22 protein-coding genes and 1 tRNA gene are annotated in these 18,731 nt (G+C 69.5%); 7 read left to right on the top strand and 16 right to left on the bottom strand.

All coding sequences use genetic code 11. The features are described from left to right. The first annotated feature begins 196 nt into the window (after positions 1 to 196). Positions 197 to 877 carry a YqaJ viral recombinase family protein gene (locus ACIPYT_RS00720; protein ID WP_401069442.1) on the top strand — a complete coding sequence of 227 codons (681 nt, stop codon included), beginning with the start codon at positions 197 to 199 and terminating at the stop codon, positions 875 to 877. A gap of 43 nt (positions 878 to 920) precedes the next feature. Here ACIPYT_RS00720 and ACIPYT_RS00725 read toward each other — a convergent pair whose 3' ends face one another. From ACIPYT_RS00725 to ACIPYT_RS00745, 5 genes are all read right to left on the bottom strand, one after another. After that, entirely contained in the window at positions 921 to 1,451 is a 531-nt protein-coding gene (locus tag ACIPYT_RS00725) for a hypothetical protein (RefSeq protein WP_401069445.1), read from the bottom strand. Further along, positions 1,448 to 2,110: an LPXTG cell wall anchor domain-containing protein gene (locus ACIPYT_RS00730; RefSeq protein WP_401069447.1), complete on the bottom strand. Its 663-nt coding sequence runs from the start codon at positions 2,108 to 2,110 to the stop codon at positions 1,448 to 1,450. Before ACIPYT_RS00730 ends, ACIPYT_RS00725 begins: the two co-directional genes overlap by 4 nt. Further along, complete coding sequence (locus ACIPYT_RS00735) at positions 2,107 to 2,712, bottom strand: signal peptidase I (RefSeq protein WP_401069450.1); 606 nt, start codon at positions 2,710 to 2,712, stop codon at positions 2,107 to 2,109. Before ACIPYT_RS00735 ends, ACIPYT_RS00730 begins: the two co-directional genes overlap by 4 nt. A 30-nt stretch (positions 2,713 to 2,742) precedes the next feature. Further along, positions 2,743 to 3,300, bottom strand: a complete 558-nt coding sequence (locus ACIPYT_RS00740) for a SipW-dependent-type signal peptide-containing protein (RefSeq protein ID WP_401069452.1) — start codon at positions 3,298 to 3,300, stop codon at positions 2,743 to 2,745. A gap of 106 nt (positions 3,301 to 3,406) precedes the next feature. After that, the gene (locus ACIPYT_RS00745) at positions 3,407 to 4,042 is read right to left on the bottom strand and encodes a SipW-dependent-type signal peptide-containing protein (protein ID WP_401069455.1); all 636 of its coding nucleotides are present in this window, start codon (positions 4,040 to 4,042) and stop codon (positions 3,407 to 3,409) included. 278 nt (positions 4,043 to 4,320) lie between these two features. Between ACIPYT_RS00745 and ACIPYT_RS00750 the strand changes: the two genes are divergently transcribed. Together ACIPYT_RS00750 and ACIPYT_RS00755 are read left to right on the top strand one after the other, a co-directional pair. Beyond that, entirely contained in the window at positions 4,321 to 6,018 is a 1,698-nt protein-coding gene (locus tag ACIPYT_RS00750) for an MDR family MFS transporter (protein ID WP_401069458.1), read from the top strand. Then, positions 6,008 to 6,481 carry a MarR family winged helix-turn-helix transcriptional regulator gene (locus tag ACIPYT_RS00755; RefSeq protein WP_401069461.1) on the top strand — a complete coding sequence of 158 codons (474 nt, stop codon included), beginning with the start codon at positions 6,008 to 6,010 and terminating at the stop codon, positions 6,479 to 6,481. Before ACIPYT_RS00750 ends, ACIPYT_RS00755 begins: the two co-directional genes overlap by 11 nt. Positions 6,482 to 6,500: 19 nt before the next feature. Here ACIPYT_RS00755 and ACIPYT_RS00760 read toward each other — a convergent pair whose 3' ends face one another. Then, positions 6,501 to 7,373, bottom strand: a complete 873-nt coding sequence (locus ACIPYT_RS00760; RefSeq protein WP_401069464.1) for a LysR family transcriptional regulator ArgP — start codon at positions 7,371 to 7,373, stop codon at positions 6,501 to 6,503. Positions 7,374 to 7,443: 70 nt separating this feature from the next. Here ACIPYT_RS00760 and lysE point away from each other — a divergent pair, with 70 nt between their 5' ends. Continuing rightward, entirely contained in the window at positions 7,444 to 8,097 is a 654-nt protein-coding gene (gene lysE / locus ACIPYT_RS00765; protein ID WP_401069467.1) for an L-lysine exporter, read from the top strand. Between the two features lie 111 nt (positions 8,098 to 8,208). Here the strand turns inward: lysE and ACIPYT_RS00770 are convergent, their stop codons facing one another. From ACIPYT_RS00770 to poxB, 10 genes are all read right to left on the bottom strand, one after another. Beyond that, entirely contained in the window at positions 8,209 to 9,018 is an 810-nt protein-coding gene (locus tag ACIPYT_RS00770; RefSeq protein ID WP_401069471.1) for an amino acid ABC transporter ATP-binding protein, read from the bottom strand. Beyond that, the gene (locus tag ACIPYT_RS00775; RefSeq protein WP_401069474.1) at positions 9,005 to 9,670 is read right to left on the bottom strand and encodes an amino acid ABC transporter permease; all 666 of its coding nucleotides are present in this window, start codon (positions 9,668 to 9,670) and stop codon (positions 9,005 to 9,007) included. The genes ACIPYT_RS00770 and ACIPYT_RS00775 overlap by 14 nt, the downstream gene beginning before the upstream one ends. A gap of 21 nt (positions 9,671 to 9,691) precedes the next feature. Beyond that, positions 9,692 to 10,507 carry an amino acid ABC transporter substrate-binding protein gene (locus ACIPYT_RS00780; RefSeq protein ID WP_401069477.1) on the bottom strand — a complete coding sequence of 272 codons (816 nt, stop codon included), beginning with the start codon at positions 10,505 to 10,507 and terminating at the stop codon, positions 9,692 to 9,694. A gap of 179 nt (positions 10,508 to 10,686) precedes the next feature. After that, positions 10,687 to 11,376: a 50S ribosomal protein L1 gene (gene rplA, locus ACIPYT_RS00785; RefSeq protein ID WP_401069480.1), complete on the bottom strand. Its 690-nt coding sequence runs from the start codon at positions 11,374 to 11,376 to the stop codon at positions 10,687 to 10,689. A gap of 11 nt (positions 11,377 to 11,387) precedes the next feature. Next, the gene (gene rplK, locus ACIPYT_RS00790) at positions 11,388 to 11,819 is read right to left on the bottom strand and encodes a 50S ribosomal protein L11 (RefSeq protein WP_247625126.1); all 432 of its coding nucleotides are present in this window, start codon (positions 11,817 to 11,819) and stop codon (positions 11,388 to 11,390) included. A gap of 245 nt (positions 11,820 to 12,064) precedes the next feature. Continuing rightward, entirely contained in the window at positions 12,065 to 13,102 is a 1,038-nt protein-coding gene (nusG, locus tag ACIPYT_RS00795; RefSeq protein ID WP_401069482.1) for a transcription termination/antitermination protein NusG, read from the bottom strand. A gap of 40 nt (positions 13,103 to 13,142) precedes the next feature. Further along, positions 13,143 to 13,418: a preprotein translocase subunit SecE gene (gene secE / locus ACIPYT_RS00800; protein WP_401069485.1), complete on the bottom strand. Its 276-nt coding sequence runs from the start codon at positions 13,416 to 13,418 to the stop codon at positions 13,143 to 13,145. A 40-nt stretch (positions 13,419 to 13,458) separates the two neighbouring features. Next, positions 13,459 to 13,531, bottom strand: a tRNA-Trp gene (locus ACIPYT_RS00805). A 164-nt stretch (positions 13,532 to 13,695) separates the two neighbouring features. Then, positions 13,696 to 14,073, bottom strand: a complete 378-nt coding sequence (locus ACIPYT_RS00810; RefSeq protein ID WP_401069488.1) for a hypothetical protein — start codon at positions 14,071 to 14,073, stop codon at positions 13,696 to 13,698. A gap of 182 nt (positions 14,074 to 14,255) precedes the next feature. Further along, positions 14,256 to 15,980 carry a ubiquinone-dependent pyruvate dehydrogenase gene (poxB, locus tag ACIPYT_RS00815; protein ID WP_401069491.1) on the bottom strand — a complete coding sequence of 575 codons (1,725 nt, stop codon included), beginning with the start codon at positions 15,978 to 15,980 and terminating at the stop codon, positions 14,256 to 14,258. Positions 15,981 to 16,220: 240 nt separating this feature from the next. On the opposite strand from poxB, the gene ACIPYT_RS00820 reads away from it, so the two are divergent. Genes ACIPYT_RS00820 through ACIPYT_RS00830 form a run of 3 tightly spaced genes read left to right on the top strand, consistent with a single transcriptional unit; the run spans position 16,221 to position 18,650 of the window. After that, positions 16,221 to 16,859: a DedA family protein gene (locus ACIPYT_RS00820; RefSeq protein ID WP_401069493.1), complete on the top strand. Its 639-nt coding sequence runs from the start codon at positions 16,221 to 16,223 to the stop codon at positions 16,857 to 16,859. Positions 16,860 to 16,875: 16 nt separating this feature from the next. Then, positions 16,876 to 18,006: a sensor histidine kinase gene (locus tag ACIPYT_RS00825; protein ID WP_401069496.1), complete on the top strand. Its 1,131-nt coding sequence runs from the start codon at positions 16,876 to 16,878 to the stop codon at positions 18,004 to 18,006. Beyond that, the gene (locus ACIPYT_RS00830; RefSeq protein WP_401069499.1) at positions 17,997 to 18,650 is read left to right on the top strand and encodes a response regulator; all 654 of its coding nucleotides are present in this window, start codon (positions 17,997 to 17,999) and stop codon (positions 18,648 to 18,650) included. Before ACIPYT_RS00825 ends, ACIPYT_RS00830 begins: the two co-directional genes overlap by 10 nt. Positions 18,651 to 18,731: the final 81 nt, after the last annotated feature.

The raw sequence follows: 18,731 nt of genomic DNA on the forward strand, positions 1-18,731 counted from the left end.
AAGTCGCTTCACCCCACATCCGGTCCCCGCTGCCCCCGAGCCACCCCTCTTCCTCCGAGCCACCCCTTTTCGCATGGTCCCTTTGGGGGTGGCTCGCACAAAGAGGGGTGGTTCGGCGAGAGGGGAGAGGATGCAGGACGGGAGCGCGGCGGCGTGGGAGGGCGGGACCGTCGGCGGGCGGGGTTAGGGTCGAGAGGTGACCCCGGAACTCGAAGCGCGCATCGTGGCGGACTCCCGCGACCGTGTCGCGTGGATGCGGGCGAGGTCACGGGGCATCACGGCGACCGACGTCGCCGGACTCACGGGCGAGAAGTCCATCGCACGCGCGGCCGACTCCAAGCTCGGCGGCGGCCCCCGCTTCGGCGGCAACGCCTACACCGACCACGGCCGTCGACGCGAGCCCGAGATCGCCGCGTGGGTGGCCGCGACGCACGGCATCATGCCCTCGTCGGCGCTGTTCCGGGCGGAGGTCGAGCACCGCCACCTCGCCACCCCCGACGGCATCGCCGTGGACGCGGGCGGGCGGGTGCAGCTCGCCGAGATCAAGACGACGAACAAGGCGTTCCGCGGCATCCCTCGTACCTACCTCCGTCAGGTGTGGTGGCAGCAGCACGTGCTCGGCGCCGAGCGCACGCTCTTCGTGTGGGAGGAGCACGTCGACTTCGCCCCGGTGCACGATGAGCCCCGGTGCGTGTGGATCGACCGCGACGAGCGCGAGATCGCGAAGCTCGTGGGCCTCGCGACCGACCTGATCGACGAGCTCTACCGGCGCACGACCGGACAGCAGATCCCCGCGCGGATGCCGGCGGCGTCGCCGAGCCGGCGCGACCACCTCCGTGAGCGCGACGCCTTCCGCGCGCTCGCCCTCGCCGACTGATCCGCAGGGTCGCCCACACCCGGAGGCACGCCGCATCCGCCGGCTAGGTGCAGGTGCCCCCGATCCCCAGCGCGCCCACGGCGAGCTGCCGCGACGCGCCGGCCGAGATCCACGATGTGCCGACGAGCAGGTTGTTCACCGTCATCGTCGTGGTGCTGCCGAGCAGGTTGGCGATCAGGCTCACGAGCAGTCCCTGGTTGAGCACCGCCGTGTGCGTGTAGAGGCCTCCCGTGGGTCCGGTCGTGGTGATGTTCGCCGCCGGGACCACGGCCGTGGTCGCCCCCTGGGTGAGCGTCAATCGCACGCCGTTCGCCGGGTACGGCGACGTCCACACGAGCGTGACGCTCTGGAAGATGCCGAGCCCGTTGAGCGCGACCGTGCACGAGGTGATCGTCGGCGCGGGCACGACGAAGGCGGTGAAGGTCCCGGATGCCGTGTACTCGATGTCGGTGAAATAGGCGTCGGTCTGCGGAAGCGAGGCGATCCCCCACCCTCCGACGGCGAGCGACAGACCGAGGATGCCGGCGAGCAGCCGCCTGCCCGCCGATGACGACCGCGTACGTCGCCTGCTCATGGCCGAGCCCTCCCGCGCTCGCCCAGCGGGTCGTCGCGCCGGGAGCGCAGCGCGAGGAGCCCCACGCCGATCACGGCGAGCGCCGCTCCCGCCCCGATCGCCCAGGGGGCGAGCGCTCCGCCCGTCGCGGGCAGCGTTCCACTCGACCCGGCGACCACGCTGTCACCCGCTCCGCGCGCGTGGACGCGGATGTCGGTCGCGGTGTCCTCGTCGTCGTCGCCCTCGGGGTCGAGGGCGACGAACAGGCGCAGGTGTGCGACCTCTTCGGATCCGAAGTCGGCGAGCGCCACCTCGTCGCCGTCGCGGGGGATGCTCCACGACGTCTCGAGCACGGTCGCACCGCCCGGGCATCCCGTATCGCTCCACTCCTGCATGCACAGTTCGGCGTCGACCAGGACCGGTGCATCTCCCGTGGCGCTGACGGCGAGGGTGACGCGGCCCGCGTCGGGGGCGTCGGCACTCACGGCGACGTCCCACTGCACGCGTTCGCCGGGCAGGAGGCTCGACGCCGCCGCCCAGTCGGCCACCGAGACGAGGCGCAGCACCTGCCCCTGGATGACCTCGGTGCTGGGTGCCGCCCATGCGGGAGCGGCGCCGCCGCCGAGGAGCAGCGCGACGGCCGAGGCGGCACCGACCAGGCATCCTCGCCGCACGTTCATGTGACGCCGCGCTCTCGACGTCGCGGGCTGCGCGGCCAGAACGCCCAGACCACGAGCAGCGTCGCCGCGGCGGTGAGCGCGCCGAGCACGACCGGATTGCCCATGCCGACGATCAGGGTCGCGACGGCGGGCACCGAGAAGAGCACGATCCGCACCGACGACACGGTGTACGGGAACGGGTCCTCGGCGGCGTTCGCGTCGCCGCGCATGGTGATGACCCGCTGCTCGGCGGTGGGGCCGTCGGCGACGGACGTGACGCGATGCGTGATCGGCAGCTCGCCCTCGCGGTCGACCGTCACGACGTCGCCGACCTCGATCGCCGACGCCGGCACGTGCTGCACCACGGCGACCGACCCCGCCGGGATCGTCGGCGACATCGACCCCGTGCGGAACATGATGAGCGTGATCTGCGCCGTGACGGCGAGGATCACGAGCACGATGCACACCGCTCCGCCGAGCGCGGCGATCCACAGCAGGACGTCGCCGAGCATCCGTCCGATCCCCCGCCGCCGGCGCGGAGACGGAGGAACGGATGCCATGGCCGGCGCCTCGCCCGACTCCATGCGCTCGCGCAGATCGCGTCGTGTCATCGGCGTGCTCATCGCATCCTCTCCTCTCCGTGTCGATCGGGGCTACGACGACGTCCCCTGGATCTGCCAGGTCTGCGTCATCGTGAGTCCCTGCGCACCGTTCGCCGCCGTGGTCGGCAGGGTGACCGCGACGCAGTAGTTGAGCTGGTTGCCGCCGTTCGCGGTGACCGCCTGCGGCACCGTCGTGGTCGGCGACCCGTTGACCGTGAGGGCGGATCCGTCGGCGACGATCACACTGCTCGCGCCCGAGGCGGCAGCGTAGGTCGCCGCGGTGCACGAGAGACTCGGCGTGGCGGCGGTCGGCACCAGTCGCACCCCGTAGGTGAGGTAGGTGGCGAGTCCCGTCCCCCCGGGTGTTCCGGCGGTCAGCTGCAGGGTTCCGGCCGCCGAGGGGTTCGCGGTCTTCACGCTGAAGAGCGCGTACGTCGTCGTGCCGGGGACCATCGCCGTGGGCGCGACGGCGAAGCTCAGCGTCGCGGCGGCGCCGGCGGTGGCGTGACTCGAGAAGGTCGCCCCGTCGGTCGCCCCGACGATGTCGAAGCGCCCGGCGGTGAAGGTCGCCGTGGCGTACTCGGAGTCGTTCCATGCGGCCAGGGTCATCGCAGCGCCCACGCCGAACACGAGTCCCCCCGCGAGGAGGGCCCGGATCCGGCGGGAGCGATGTCGCTTCGCCTCCCGCATGGCTCTGCGGGTCTGCATCTCGGGCTCAGGTCGTCGAGGACGCCGTGAACTTCCACGTCGCGGTCGTCGCCAGCCCCTGCTTGAGCGCCGTAGCCGCCGTGACCTTGAAGCACAGCTGGACGGCGGTGCCCGCGGTCGTGGCGTTCGCTCCCTTCGTCAGCGTCATCGGCGTCACACCGGTCTGCACGTCGAGGGTGGCGCCGCTCGCGACGGGCGTGCCGGTGGCCGAGGCCGCGTTGCACGTCGCACCCGGCGCCAACTGGTACACCTGATACGACAGGTTGCCGGTGTTGGAGGTCGCGGCGGGGTCGGCCGTCGTGCCGTTGGCCGACAGGCTCGCCCCGGTGGTGGTGCCGGCGGCGAGACGCACCCAGAATCCGGCGTAGACCGCATCGCCCGGAGACATGTTGCCGACGAGTCCTGCGGGCAGCGTGAACGCGAGCGTGGCGGCGGTGCCGCCGGTGTCGACGTTGTGATCGCTGTAGCTGGCGTTGACGTCGCCCGCCACCGAACCCTGCAGATTGAACGAGCCGGACGTGAACGTGCCCTGCGCGAACTCCGAGTCGTTCCACGCGGCGAGAGTCACGGCGACCCCCACTCCGAGGACGAGTCCGCCGGCGAGAACCGCCAGGGTCTTCCGCTTCCGATCTTTCGTAACCATGCTGCAACCCCCTCAGGATGCGTTGTCGGTCGCACAGGCGCATCAGGTCTGCGACCCCGTGGGTGCGCTCCCATGCGTTGCCCGCAATCCTTGCGGAAGCGCTCCCACAAGACAAGAGGGTCTGGGTCATTTCGTTGAACCGCCCTTCAACCCACACCCCATCGGAGCAAATGGTTGACGAAGATCAACCACGCGAGTATGGTTGACGAAGTTCAACTATCTTCGCGTGCGCCAGAGCTGTCGCAGCATCCCGTCCTGCGCATCACGAAAGGCCCCGCATGACCACCGACTCCCCCGCTCGGATGACGCACCGCCAGGTGCTGGAGGCACTGACCGGCCTCCTCCTCGGCATGTTCGTCTCGATGATCGCGACCACGGTCGTGTCGACGTCTATGCCCGTCATCGTGCACGACCTCGGCGGCGACCAGGCCGCCTACACGTGGGTCATCACGTCGACGCTGCTCACGACCGCGATCTCCACCCCGATCTGGGGCAAGCTCGCCGACCTCTTCAACCGCAAGCTGCTCATCCAGCTCGCGATCATCATCTTCGTCGGCGCCACGGCTGCCGCCGGATTCGCACAGGACACGAACACGCTGATCCTGTTCCGCGCGATCCAGGGCCTCGGCGGCGGCGGGCTCGCCGCGCTGAGCCAGGTCATCATGGCCGACATCATCAGCCCGCGCGAGCGGGGCCGCTACATGGGACTGTTCGGCGCGGTCATGGCCGTCGCGACGGTCGGCGGGCCGCTGCTCGGCGGCTGGGTCACCGACACGATCAACTGGCGCTGGAACTTCTTCGTCGCCCTCCCCTTCGCGGTCGCGGCGCTGATCATCCTGCAGAAGACCCTGCACATCAGCACCGAGCGCACCCGCAAGGCGTCGATCGACTACCTCGGCATCGTGCTGCTGTCGTCGGCCGTGTCGCTGCTGCTGATCTGGGTCACGAACGCCGGGTCGTCGTTCGACTGGTGGAGCACCGAGACGGTTCTCATGGTCGGTGGTGCGATCCTCGCCACGATCGCGTTCGTCATCGTCGAGCTCAAGGCGCGCGAGCCGCTCATCCCGCTCTCGCTGTTCCGCGGCCGCACGTTCACCCTCTCGGTGGTCGCGTCGATCTCGATCGGCGTCGCGATGTTCGGCACCTCGGTGTACCTCGCGCAGTACATGCAGCTCTCCCGCGGCGCCTCGCCGACCGAGGCCGGCCTCATGACGCTGCCGATGATGGCCGGACTCCTGATCGCGTCGATGGTCGTCGGGCAGCTCGTGACGCGCTTCGGCAAGTGGAAGGGCTACCTGATCCTCGGCTCGGTGCTGCTGATCGCGGGCTCCACGCTGCTGTCTACCCTGCACTACGACACGAACTTCGTGCTGGTCTCGATCTACATGTTCCTCACCGGAGCGGGCGTCGGCATGACGATGCAGAACCTCGTGCTCATCGTGCAGAACGTCGCGAAGCCCGCCGAGATGGGCGTCGCGAGCTCGGGCGTCACGTTCTTCCGCAGCCTCGGCGGCACGGTCGGCGTCTCGGTCATGGGCGCGGTGCTCGCGAACTCGCTGACCGGCCTGTTCGCCGACGGCAAGGAGAGGATCGGCGCCGCGATCGCGCAGCTCGGCGACAAGGGCGCCGAGGTCGCAGCCCAGCTCTCCAGCGGCACCCTGCCCGAGGTGCGTCTGCTGCCCGAACCCGTGCGATCGATCATCGAGGACTTCTACGCCCAGGCGATCTCGCACGCGTTCCTGATCGGCATCCCGCTCGCGATCATCAGCCTCGTCGCGATCCTGTTCCTGCCGAACAAGCCGCTCACCCGCATGACCACGAGCGAGCGCGCCGAGGCGGATGCCGCGAAGGATCGAGGCTCGGTCGAGGATGCCGCCGACGTCGCGATCTCAGACGCCGAGGCTCTGTCGGGCGCCCCGCGCACCGGCACCGTGACGGTGATGCGGCCCGGATCCGGCGACTCCGATGGACGGTGACCTCGCCGAGGCTTCCAGGGAGCGGACCGCTGCGGTCCGCTCCCTGGAGGCGGAGTTCAGCGAGCTGATCACGCACTTCCGGCGTCTCATCATGGAGAACGCGAATCGCGTGAGTCCCGGCATGCTGCCCGGCGCGTACAAGACGTTCACCGCGATCGCCCGGTGCGGCTCGGTCACGGCATCCGGACTGTCGGAGCGGATGCTGGTCGACAAGGGGCAGGTGAGCCGCACCGTGCGCGAGCTCGAAGACCTCGGCCTCATCGAGCGCTCCCCCGACCCGAACGACGGCCGCTCCTCTCTGCTGAGCCTCACCCCGCGCGGCCAGGCGAAGCTCGTCGAGGCCCGCGAGCCCCTGGAGGGCATGCTGATGCACAACCTCTCCGAGTGGAGCGTCGCCGACATCGACAGCCTCTCGCGGCTGCTGCACGCGCTCAGCTCGGGCGCGACGCCGCCGCGCGACTGAGCCCGTCGGCCCCGCCCCGTCAGGCGGCGAGCACCCGCCGGGCCTCGGCGGCGACCTCGACAGCGATGGTGTCGAGCAGCTCGGAGCGCAGGTTCCACTGCTGCCAGTAGAGCGCCACGCGCAGCGGCGGCCCGCCCAGGTCGACGAGATCTCCGTCGTCCTGCAGCCGGGGCACCATGCCCCACCCGAGCCCGAGACGCACCGCGAGGGCGTAGTCGTGCGATGCCGGCACGTAGTGTCGGGGCACCCCGGCCGCAGCGACACCGCGCGTCGCGAGCCACTCGTGCTGCAGCGTGTCACGGCGGTCGAAGTCCACGAACGGCGCGGCGGCGAGGGTCTGCGGCGTCACTCCGTCGGCGAACCAGCGGTCGACGTACGCTCTCTCGGCCATCGCGCGATACTCCAGCACACCGAGCGGTGAGACCGAGCATCCGGCCACCGGCGTCGCCTCGCTCGTGACCGCCGCCATGACCGTACCCGACTCGAGCAGTCGCGCCGTGAAGTTCTGATCGTCGCGGTGCAGGTCGACGTCGACGCCGAGCGCGGTCGACAGCCGCGCGAGCGGCGGCAGGAACCAGGTCGCCATCGAGTCGGCGTTCACGGCGAGCGGGATGCGGGGGCGCGGCGTCTCTCCGTCGAGTCCCAGCCCGCCCAGGGCGTCGTGCTCGAGCAGGGCGATCTGGCGCGCGAGCCGAACGACGGCCTCGCCCGCCTCCGTCAGACGAGCCGGCTTGCTGCGCACGACGAGCACGCGGCCGAGCTGCTGCTCCAGGGTCTTGAGCCGCTGGCTCACCGCCGACGGCGTGATGCGCAGCACACGGGAGGCGGCGTCCAACGTGCCCTCGTCGGCGACGGCGGCGATCGTCGCCGCGAGCTCGGGATCGATTCTCACATAAGCGATGCTAATGGTTCATGAGTAATCCTCGCTGGTGCTCATGTTTGCCGCGATCTAGCGTGGAGGCATGCTCTCGCTCTTCTCGGGTCTCGGACTCGGCCTCTCCCTCATCGTCGCAATCGGCGCACAGAACGTCTTCGTGCTGCGCCAGGGGATCCGCCGCGAGCACGTGCTGCCCGTCGTGATCATCTGCGCGCTGTCCGACGCGCTGCTCATCGTCGCGGGCGTCGCGGGGCTCGGCTTCGTGATCTCCGCCGCCCCCTGGCTCGTGGTCGTCGCCCGGTGGGCGGGCGCGCTGTTCCTGCTCACCTACGGAATCCTCGCGGCCCGTCGTGCGTGGCGCGGGGGCGAGGAGCTGCGGGTGGATGCCGCGGACGACGAGCCGGATGCCGGCGGTGGCGTCGCGACGGCCACGCGCACTCGCACCCGCCTGGCACCCGTGATCCTCACGGTCCTTGCGCTCACCTGGCTCAACCCGCACGTGTACCTCGACACCGTGCTGATGCTGGGCTCGATCGCGGCGACCCACGGCGAAGAGCGCTGGCTGTTCGCCGCCGGGGCGGTCGCCGCGAGCATCCTGTGGTTCACGGCCCTCGGTTTCGGCGCCCGCTACCTCGGCAGGTGGCTGCGCACCGAGCGCTCGTGGCGCATCCTCGACGGACTCATCGCCGTCGTCATGATCACCCTCGCGATCAGCCTCGTCCTGCCCGTCCTGGCCTGAGGCCCGCGGGCCGCCCCGCTCACCTGCATGCCGAGCCGACGGATGCATGCCGGAACGGCCGGAATCGGCATGCATCCGTCGTTCCGACCTGCATCCGGGCAGGAGATCCGGTCAGTCGCCGTCGAGCGGGCGCAGGATGCGGGTGAGGAAGCGCTGCGTGCGCTCATGGCGCGGGGCGCCGAAGATCTCCGAGGGCGGACCCTCCTCCACGACCGCGCCGCCGTCCATGAACAGCACCCGGTCGGCGGCCTCGCGCGCGAAGCTCAGCTCGTGGGTCACGACGACCATGCTCCAGCCCTCGTCGGCGAGCTCCTTGATCACGAGCAGCACCTCGCCCACGAGCTCCGGGTCGAGCGCGCTGGTCGGCTCGTCGAACAGCAGCAGGTCAGGTCGCAGCGCGAGTGCGCGCACGATGCCGACGCGCTGCTGCTGACCACCCGAGAGCTCGTGCGGGCGGGCGCCTTCCTTGTCGGCGAGGCCGACGCGAGCGAGCAGCGTGCGGGCCTCGGCGACGACCTCGGCCTTCGGCCGCTTCTGCACGCGCCACGGCCCCTCGATCACGTTCTCGAGCACGGTGAGATGCGGGAAGAGATTGTTCTGCTGGAACACCATCGCCGAGCGGTCCCGCAGCGCGTACCGCTTCTGCTTCTGCTCGCGCGCGTTCCCCCGCCCCGATGGTGCGAAGTCGATCGCCGGTCCGCCCGCGACCTCGAGCGTGCCCGCATCCGGCGTCTCGAGGCCGTTGAGCGAGCGCAGCACCGTGGTCTTGCCCGAGCCGCTGGGCCCGATCAGCACCACGACCTCGCCGCGATGCAGGGTCACGTCGATGCCGCGGAGCACCTCGTTGTCGCCGAAGCTCTTGTGCAGGCCGCGGGCCGTGAGGAGCGGCTCGCCCGTCGACCGGGGGTCAGTGCGCGACATGGCGGTCGAGCCTCCTCTCGAGGGCGCTCTGCCCGAACGACAGCACGAGGCAGAACACCCAGTACACGAGCGCCGCGGCGAGGTACACGGTCATGAACTGCAGGGTCGCCGCCGCGATCTGCTGCGACACCTTGAACAGCTCGGTCACGAGGATGAGCGAGGTGAGCGAGGTGTCTTTCACGAGCGAGATGAACGTGTTCGACAGTGGGGGCACCGAGACCCGCGCGGCCTGCGGCAGGATGATGCGCGTCAGCGTGTGCGTGCGGTTCATGCCGACCGTGTACGCGGCCTCCCACTGCCCCTTCGGCACCGAGAGGATCGCGGCGCGCACGACCTCGGCGGCGTAGCCGCCCACGTTGAGCGACAGCGCGATGATGGCGCTCGGCCACGGGTCGAGCTTGAGCCCGATCGACGGCAGACCGTAGAAGATCACGAACAGCTGCACGAGCATCGGTGTGCCGCGGATCACCGAGATGTAGAACCGCGCGACGTTCGACACGATCGGGTTGATCGAGATGCGCATGAGCGCGACGCCGATCGCGATCGCGAGCCCGAGGGCGAACGACACGAGCGCGAGCGGCACGGTCGCCGTCAGTCCCTGCAGGGCGATCGGCCCGAGGGAGTCGAGGAACAGCTGCCAGGGATTGTCCATCGGTTCGTGGGTGACGCCCGCTTACTGGGTGACGTCCTCGCCGAAGTACTTGTCGCTGATCTCGGCCAGCGTGCCGTCGGCGCGCAGCTCGTCGAGCGCCTTGTCGATCGCCTCGACGAGCGCCGTCTTGTCCTTCGTGAACACGAACGCCTGCTCGCCCGCCTCATCGGTCTCGGCGGCGATCTTCAGACCCGAGTCCGGGTTCGTCGTCTCGTAGTCCAGGAACGTGAGCTTGTCGTTGACGGTCGCGTCGACGCGCCCCTGACGCAGCAGCTCGACGGCCTGCGCCCAGCCCTCGACGCCCTCGACCTTGGCACCCGACTCGGTCGCCAGCTCGTACCAGTTGCTCGTGAGCGACTGCGCGGTGGTCTTGCCGTCGAGGTCGGCGAACGACGAGATCGAGTCATCGTCGTCGTTCACGACGATCACACCGGGCGAGACCGTGTACGGCGAGCTGAACAGGTACTTCTCCTCGCGCTCGTCGTTGATGCTGACCTGGTTCGCGATCACGTCGAAGCGACCGGCATCCAGGCCCGCGAAGATCGCGTCCCACTGTGTCTCCTGGAACTCGACCTTCAGGTCGAGCTTGTCGGCGACGGCCTGGATGATCTCGACGTCGAAGCCGGTGAGCGGGCCGGTGCCGTCATCCTCGTGGAAGCTGAACGGACGGTACGTGCCCTCGGTCGCGACCGTCAGCGTGCCACCGGTGACGAGTCCGTAGTCGTCGCCCGCGCCCTGCGATGAGCTGGTCTCGGCCGGAGCGGTGCTGCCGCTGCACGCGGTGAGCGCGGCGGCGCCGAGGACGAGAGCGGTGACGGCGATCAGGCGACGGGACATGGGGTTACCCTCCTGGGGTGCTGTGGTGCGCGGGTGCTGTGGTGCGCGGAACTCCCTCACCCTACGCGGGATGTGCGACGGCATCCCAGTCGGATGACGTTGCGAGTCACCGTGACGAGGTCGAGGAGCGGGAACAGGAAAGGCCCCCGCATGATGCGAGGGCCTCTCCGGAGTCATGCTCAGATGGCGTTGACGTCCAGCGGGATGCCGGGGCCGAACGTGGTCGACACGGCGCCCTTCTGGATGTAACGGCCCTTCGAGCTCGACGGCTTCAGGCGGACGACCTCTTCGAGGGCCGCCTTGATGTTCTCGTCGAGCTGCTCGGCCGAGAACGACGCCTTGCCGACGACGAAGTGCACGTTGGCGTGCTTGTCGACGCGGAACTCGATCTTTCCGCCCTTGATCTCCTCGACGGCCTTGGCCGTGTTCGGGGTCACGGTGCCGGTCTTCGGGTTCGGCATCAGACCACGCGGGCCGAGCACCTTGCCGAGACGACCGACCTGGCCCATGAGCTCAGGGGTGGAGACGGCCGCGTCGAACGCGGTCCAGCCGCCGGCGACCTTCTCGATGAGCTCGGCGCCGCCGACCTCGTCAGCACCTGCGGCGATCGCAGCCTCGGCCGCGGGGCCGGTGGCGAACACGATGACGCGGGCGGTCTTGCCGGTGCCGTGCGGGAGGATGACGGTGCCGCGCACCATCTGGTCCGCCTTGCGCGGGTCGACCGAGAGCTTCAGCGCGACCTCGACGGTGGCGTCGAACTTCGCGGAGCCGGTCTCCTTCGCGAGGCTGACGGCCTCGGTCGGGGTGTAGAAACGGTCTGCCTCGATCTTCTCGGCGGCAGCCTTGTAAGCCTTGGACTTGGTAGCCATGATTATTCTCCTCAGCCCTCGACCGTGATGCCCATGGAGCGGGCGGTGCCGGCGATGATCTTCGAGGCGGCCTCGATGTCGTTCGCGTTCAGGTCGGCCTGCTTCTGCTCGGCGATCTGACGGACCTGCTCCTTGGTGATCTTCGCGACCTTGACGGTGTGCGGGGTCGACGAGCCCTTGGGCACGCCGGCGGCCTTCTTGATGAGCTCCGCAGCCGGCGGGGTCTTCAGGATGAACGTGAAGCTGCGGTCCTCGTAGACGGTGATCTCCACGGGGATGACGTTGCCGCGCTGCGACTCGGTCGCGGCGTTGTACGCCTTGCAGAACTCCATGATGTTGACGCCATGCTGACCGAGCGCGGGGCCGATCGGCGGCGCCGGGTTGGCTGCACCGGCGTTGATCTGAAGCTTGATCAGGCCGGTCACCTTCTTCTTCGGTGCCATTCTCTTTCCTTTCGTCGAATCGGATGCCGGAGCATCCGCTTCTCCCACGAGACCGGCATCTCCGGACCGTGGTCGTCCGCACGCGCGCGAAAGCAGCGCACAAACCACAACAGTCTACCCGACGTGACGAGAGATGGAAAACGCTCCGGAAGGGGTGCTTTCCGCGGCGTCTTCCATCTTCCGTCCGTCCCCGAACGCGAAGAGGCCGCCCCGACGGGGACAGCCTCTTCGTGCGACGCGGAGCGTCAGATCATCTTGGTGACCTGGTCGAACGACAGCTCGACCGGAGTCTCGCGCTCGAACAGGGAGACGAGCACCGTGAGCTTGCCGCTCTCGGGCTTGATCTCGCTGATCGAACCGGGAAGACCCGCGAACGAGCCCTCCTTGATGGTGATGGTCTCGCCGACCTCGAAGTCGACCTCGGCCTGCACCGGGCGGGCGACGGCGACGCCGCCCTTCGACGCGATGTTCTTGGCGGTCGGGACGTCCTTGACCTCGACGAGCGCCTTCAGCATGTTGAAGGCCTCCTCGAAGCGCAGCGGCGTCGGGTTGTGGGCGTTGCCCACGAAGCCGGTGACACCGGGGGTGTGACGGACGACCGACCAGGTGTCCTCGTTCAGCTCCATGCGCACCAGCACGTAGCCGGGGATGCGCACGCGGTTGACCATCTTGCGCTGGCCGTTCTTGATCTCGACGACGTCCTCCATCGGGACCTCGATCTGGTAGATCTCGTCCTCGACCTCGAGCGTCGACTTGCGCTGCTCGATGTTCGCCTTGACCTTGCGCTCGAAGCCCGCGTACGAGTGGATGACGTACCACTTGCCCGGGAGCATCCGCAGGTCCATGCGGAAGGCCTCGTACGGGTCCTCCTCGGACTCGTCGGCGTCGTCGTCGGCGGAGGGACGGTCGTCCTCGCCGTTCACGTCGGGGCCGTCGTACGGCGTCACCTCGTCGGCCGCCTCGGCCTCCTGCTCCGCGGCGTCCTCCGCCACGGCGTCGTTGAGAACCTCAGCGGCGGCCTCGGACTCCGCTGCTTCGTCCAGGTTGAGCGCGTCGTTCACGATCGCATCCGCCTCCGGGTCGTCGATGTCGATGTCTGTGTCTTCTTCGGTACCGGTCTCGTCGTCGCCGTCGGCATCCTCCACGTGGAGGGCGACATGCTCGGCGGACGTGACGGAGAGCTCCTCCGCGGCGAGGACGTTGCCCTCCTGGGCCTCGTCCTCCTCGCTGGACTGCTCTGCGGCTGTCGCCCAGTCGGCGTCGTCGGAATATCGTTCAGACACGTTGCTTCTTTCCCATCACTGCAGCCGGAGCCGCAGGTCGTCACGCGTCGGGAACCCCGAACACGATGTGCGTCACCCAGGCGAACAGGGTGTCCAGTCCGTAGACGATGCCCATGACGATCAGAACGAAGACGAGCACCACCGCGGTGAACTTGAACAGCTCCTTGCGGGTCGGCGTGACGACCTTGCGAAGCTCTGCGATGACCTGACGGAAGAACAGGGCGATGCTCCCGAAGAACCGTGAGAAGGCGTTGCCCTTCGTCTCCCGGGTGGCACCGGCCGCGACGACGTCGCCGCGCGGTTCGTCCTGATCCATCCTGAATGTACCTTTCGTGTGTCAGCGTGGCGCTGACGCGCAGGGCGGACAGGAATCGAACCTGCAACCTGCGGTTTTGGAGACCGCTGCTCTGCCAATTGAGCTACCGCCCTAGAGACCGGACGGTCTCGGGGTGTCGCCTCCATCCTGCCACCGCTTCGGATCCGAAGACCCGGGGCACGGCGAAAGAATGCAGACAACAACTGCTCGTCAAGCATACGGCATCCGTCGCGCCCTGCCGAACCGGCGGGCGCTTCGCGGCGGCGCGCAGCGCGCGTCACCGATGGTCCAGTCCGTCGCAACTCACGAGATCGCGGAATTCTCCGGCCGCCACCCGACCCGCGACCTCGGGGTAGGACGTCGCCGGCAGGATCGCGACCTCCACGTTCCGCGCCTCGTGCAGGTCCTCGCTGTCGGCGCAGGCCGCCACGACCGTCCACTCGTCAGGGCTCGACGTCCCGAGGGAGAAGGACGCCGACAACCCCACCCGCGTCGATGCGTCCTGGATCAGGAACCCGGCGTCAGGAGCAGACGAGGTGACGTCCGCCAGTGAGCCCCCGACCGCATCACCCACAGGAGCGGGCTGCTCCGCCGCGCATCCGCTGACCATCAGCGCCATGAGGACCGAGCAGCAGATCGCCCATCCGCTCCTCACAGCCCGCACGAGATCGAAGTGCTCGACGGATTGAACGCCGCGAGTCGACCGCTGGTCTCGACTGTGCTCCCGGCGACAAAGGAACTCATAGTGACTCCATACGAGGACGTTTAGTAGTCACTTTAGATGGGCGCCCGCCATCGACAGCGATATCCCGGAACACGATGCCGCGGCGGCGCGCCTCAGAGCAGCTGGCGCCAGTTCGCGCGGGCGAGGTCGAGCAGTTCGTCGCCGCGACCCGACATGACGGTGCGGATCGCGTACAGCGCGAAGCCCTTGACCTGGGCGGCCTCGATCGCCGGCGGCATCGAGAGCTCCTGGCGCTCCGTGACGACGTCGAGCAGGGCCGGACCGTCGTGGGCGAGCACCTCGGCGAGCGCACCGGGGAGATCATCGCTGTCTTCGACGCGCCGCGCGAAGATGCCCATGGCCTCGGCGATCGCCGCGAAGCTCGGGTTGTCGAGCCCGGTGCCGAAGTTCACGAAACCGGCGGCCTTCATCTCGAGCTCGACGAAGTTCAGCGAGGAGTTGTTCACGACCACCGTCTTCACCGGCAGCCGGTTCTGCGTGAGCGTGAGCAGCTCGCCGAGCATCATCGCGAGACCGCCGTCGCCCGCGAGCGCGACCACCTGCCGGTCGGGGTGCGAGACCTGAGCACCGATGCCGTGCAGCAGCGCGTTCGCCATCGACCCGTGCGTGAACGATCCGATCAGCCGCCGCCCCTCGGTCATCGACAGATAGCGCGCGGCCCACACGGTCGGCGACCCCACATCGGCCGTGAAGATCGCGTCGTCCGCCGCTTGTTCGTCGAGGAGCCTGGCGAGATACTGCGGATGGATCGGGCGCCCCTTCTTCGACGGCGTCGCGAGATCGTCGAGCTTCGCCCGCGTCCGGCGGTAGTGCGCGGTCGCATCGTCGAGATGGCCACGGTCGGACTGCGCGGCGAGTCGCGGCAGCAACGCCTCGACGGTCGCCTTGACGTCGCCGACCAGACCCAGATCGAGCGGATGCCGTCGGCCGAGCTGCGAGCCGCGGATGTCGACCTGGATGGTGGTCGCGCGCTCCGGGTAGAACTGCTCGTACGGGAAGTCGCTGCCGAGCACGAGCAGCGTGTCGGCCGCCTCCATGGCGCGGTATCCGGACGCGAACCCGAGGAGTCCCGTCATCCCGACGTCGAACGGGTTGTCGTACTCGATGAACTCCTTGCCGCGCAGCGCGTGCACGATCGGCGCGCCGAGGCGATCGGCGAGCGCGATGACCTCGTCGTGCGCCCCCTCGACCCCGGCGCCGGCCAGGATCGTCGTCTTCTTCGAGGCGTTGAGCAGCGCCGCCGCACGCTCGAGCTCGTCGCCCCTCGGCACCACCACCGGACGCGTGCGCTCGATCACGACGGCACGGTCGTCGGCGATGTCCGCGAGGGCGACATCGCCGGGGATCACGAGCACCGCGACGCCGCGCTGCTCGATCGCCGCACGCATCGCGACCTCCAGCAGCCGGGGCATCTGCCGCGGATCGGCCACGTACTCGACGTACACGCTGCACTCGCGGAACAGCTCCTGCGGGTGGGTCTCCTGGAAGTACCCCGTGCCGATCTCGGCCGTCGGGATGTGCGCGGCGATCGCGAGCACGGGCACGCGCGAGCGGTTCGCGTCGTACAGCCCGTTGATGAGGTGCAGATTGCCGGGGCCGCACGAGCCCGCGACGACGGCGAGGTCGCCGGTGAGCGCAGCATCCGCCGCCGCGGCGAACGCGGCCGACTCCTCGTGGCGCACGTGGACCCAGCGGACGCTCCCGTCTTTGCGCAGTGCGTCGGTGAAGCCGTTGAGCGAATCGCCGGGGAGTCCGTAGACCCGGTCGATGCCGTTGGCGGTGAGCGTCTTGACGATGTTCTCTGCGACGGAGGCCATGATCCCGACCCTACGCCCGTGTGGTCGGCACAGGGTTGGCATGCACCTCGGCTCGGTCGCCCCGGCCGGCTCCGCTCGGCCTCGTGCGTTTCGCTCGGCCATCTCGCCCGAATCCGGCCGAGGGAAGCGCACGAGGCCGAGGGAGGGTCAGGGAGCCGATCGCGTGTTTCCGGTTTTCCGCACCCCGGTCGACGGGCAGCCGCAGTGACGGCATCCGTCAGGCTCCGTAGCGTCGAGAGCATGGACACCTCTGAGAGCCTCGGCCTGTTCGCGGACTGGGCGATCGCCCTCATGGAGGCGCTCGGCAGCGTCGGCGCCGGAGTCGCGGTCGCGATCGAGAACCTGTTCCCGCCGATCCCCAGCGAGGTCATCCTGCCGCTCGCCGGTTTCACCGCGAGCCAGGGCTCGATCGTGCTGTGGGAGGTGCTCGTGTGGACCACGGTCGGCTCGATCGTCGGCGCGCTCGCGCTGTACGGGCTCGGCGCGTGGCTCGGCCCGGTGCGGCTGCGGCGCATCGTCGACCGGATGCCGCTCATGAAGGTCAGCGACGTCGACCGCTCCGAGGCCTGGTTCGCGAAGCACGGATCGAAGGCGGTGTTCTTCGGCCGGATGATCCCGATCTTCCGGAGCCTCATCTCGATCCCCGCGGGGATCCAGCGGATGCCGTTGATCCGCTTCACCCTCCTCACTACCGCCGGCAGTGCGATCTGGAACACCGTGTTCGTGATGGCCGGCTACCTGCTCGGCGAGCAGTGGCACCGCATCGAGCAGTACGCCGACGGTCTGCAGCTCGTCGTGGTCGCCGCCGTGATCGTCGCGGTCTCGGTGTTCGTGGTCATGCGGGTGCGACAGCGCGTGCAGGGCACTCCCACGGTCTGACCGGCACAATGGGAGCATGACGTCCGCCGACGCCGCGCCCGCTTCCCGCCCCATCGTGCGTGACGTGCTGCGGATGCTCGGCGGCACCGCCTCGGGGATCACGCAGCTGCCCGCCACGGTCGTCGCGGTCGTCACGACGCCCCGGGCACCGGCATCCCGTGTGCTCGACGCACTGGCGGCACGGCTGACCGGCGTCGACGGCATCCCCCGACGCACGCCGCCTCCCGCCCGGCGCACCCGTGGACTGCTGGCCCTGTCGGCGCTGCTGCAGCTGGTCGTGCTCTGCATCCTGCTGCTGATCGCGGCGGGGCTCGTGGTGGGGGTGCAGATGCTCGCCGCGGCCACCACCGGAGGTCCGGTCGACCTGTTCAGCGCGCGCCCGGGCCGGGTCACCTGGGCGACGGTCGGTCTCTTCGTCGTGCCTGGCCTCGTGCTCCTCTTCCTCGCCCTGTCGGGCCTCGGCGGCATCGCGTGGCTCGAACGCCGCACGTGGGACGCCTTCCAGCGCCCCGGCGCCGGGGAGCTCTCGCAGGAGGTCGTGCGCCTGCACACGACTCTCGACGAGGTCGTGGATGCGGTCGACGCCGAGCGCCGCCGCATCGAGCGCGACATCCACGACGGGGTGCAGCAGCGGGTCGTCGCGCTGTCGATCCTGCTCGCGCGGGTCGAGCGGTCGGGTGCCGTCGACGGCGCTCCCCTGCTGCGCACGGCCCGCGACGAGACGCAGCACATCCTCGACGACCTCCGCGACGTCGCCTGGCGCACCTACCCCGAGATGCTGCAGCGCGACGGTCTCGCGGCGGCCCTGGAGGCGCTGCGCGACCGGGTCGCCATGCCCGTGCACCTCGATGTCGACCCCACCCCGATCACCGACAGGGCGGCCGAGACCGCCGCGTACTTCGTCGCGAGCGAGGCCGTGACCAACGCGATCAAGCACGCGCAGGCGACATCGATCACGATCGGCGTGCGCACGGATGCCGGACTCCTCACCGTCGCGATCGAGGACGACGGCGTCGGTGGAGCGGATGCCTCGGGCACGGGCCTGTCGGGCATCGCCTCACGGGTGGCCGCTCGCGACGGTCGACTGTCGGTGCACAGCCCCGCCGGCGGACCGACCGTGATCGAGGCAGTGATCCCATGCGCATAGCGATCGCCGAGGACTCGACACTGCTCCGCGAGGGCATCGCTCAACTGCTGGTCGCCGAGGGCCACGAGGTGGTCGCCGCGGTGGCCGACGCCGACGCGCTCATGGCGGCGCTCGCGGCCGGAGAGCCCGACCTCGTGATCGTCGATGTGCGGATGCCACCCGACTTCGTCGACGAAGGGATCCGCGCGGCACTGCGCATCCGGCAGGAGCATCCGTCCGTCGCCGTACTCGTGCTGTCGCAGCACGTCGAACGCCGCTACGCGAGCGAGCTGCTGCTCGACGGCCGCGGCGGGGTCGGATACCTGCTCAAGGACCGCGTATCGGACATCGCCGGCTTCCTCGACGCGATCGTGCGCGTCGCGGAGGGCGGATTGGCGTTCGACCCCGAGGTGATCCGACGCCTGATCGCCGACCGCTCGGGCGCCGATCAGGGCGTCGGCGAGCTGAGCGAACGCGAGGCGGCCGTGCTCGAGCTCATGGCCGAGGGGCACAGCAACGCGGCCATTGCGGAGCGCCTGTTCGTGAGCCAGAGCGGCGTCGAGAAACACATCAACACGATCTTCACGAAGCTCGGCCTCGCCGCCGGCTCCGGTGTCAACCGCCGGGTGCTGGCCGTGCTCGCCTACCTCGACCGCGCCGACTGACGGCATCCGTGCGAGGCACCCGGCATCCGTCCTGTTCCGGCTCGGGCACACCTGCAGGACCGGCGCACGGATGCAGGACCA

Origin of the sequence: Microbacterium sp. NPDC089695, from assembly GCF_044749085.1 — a bacterium.
GTDB lineage: Bacteria > Actinomycetota > Actinomycetes > Actinomycetales > Microbacteriaceae > Microbacterium.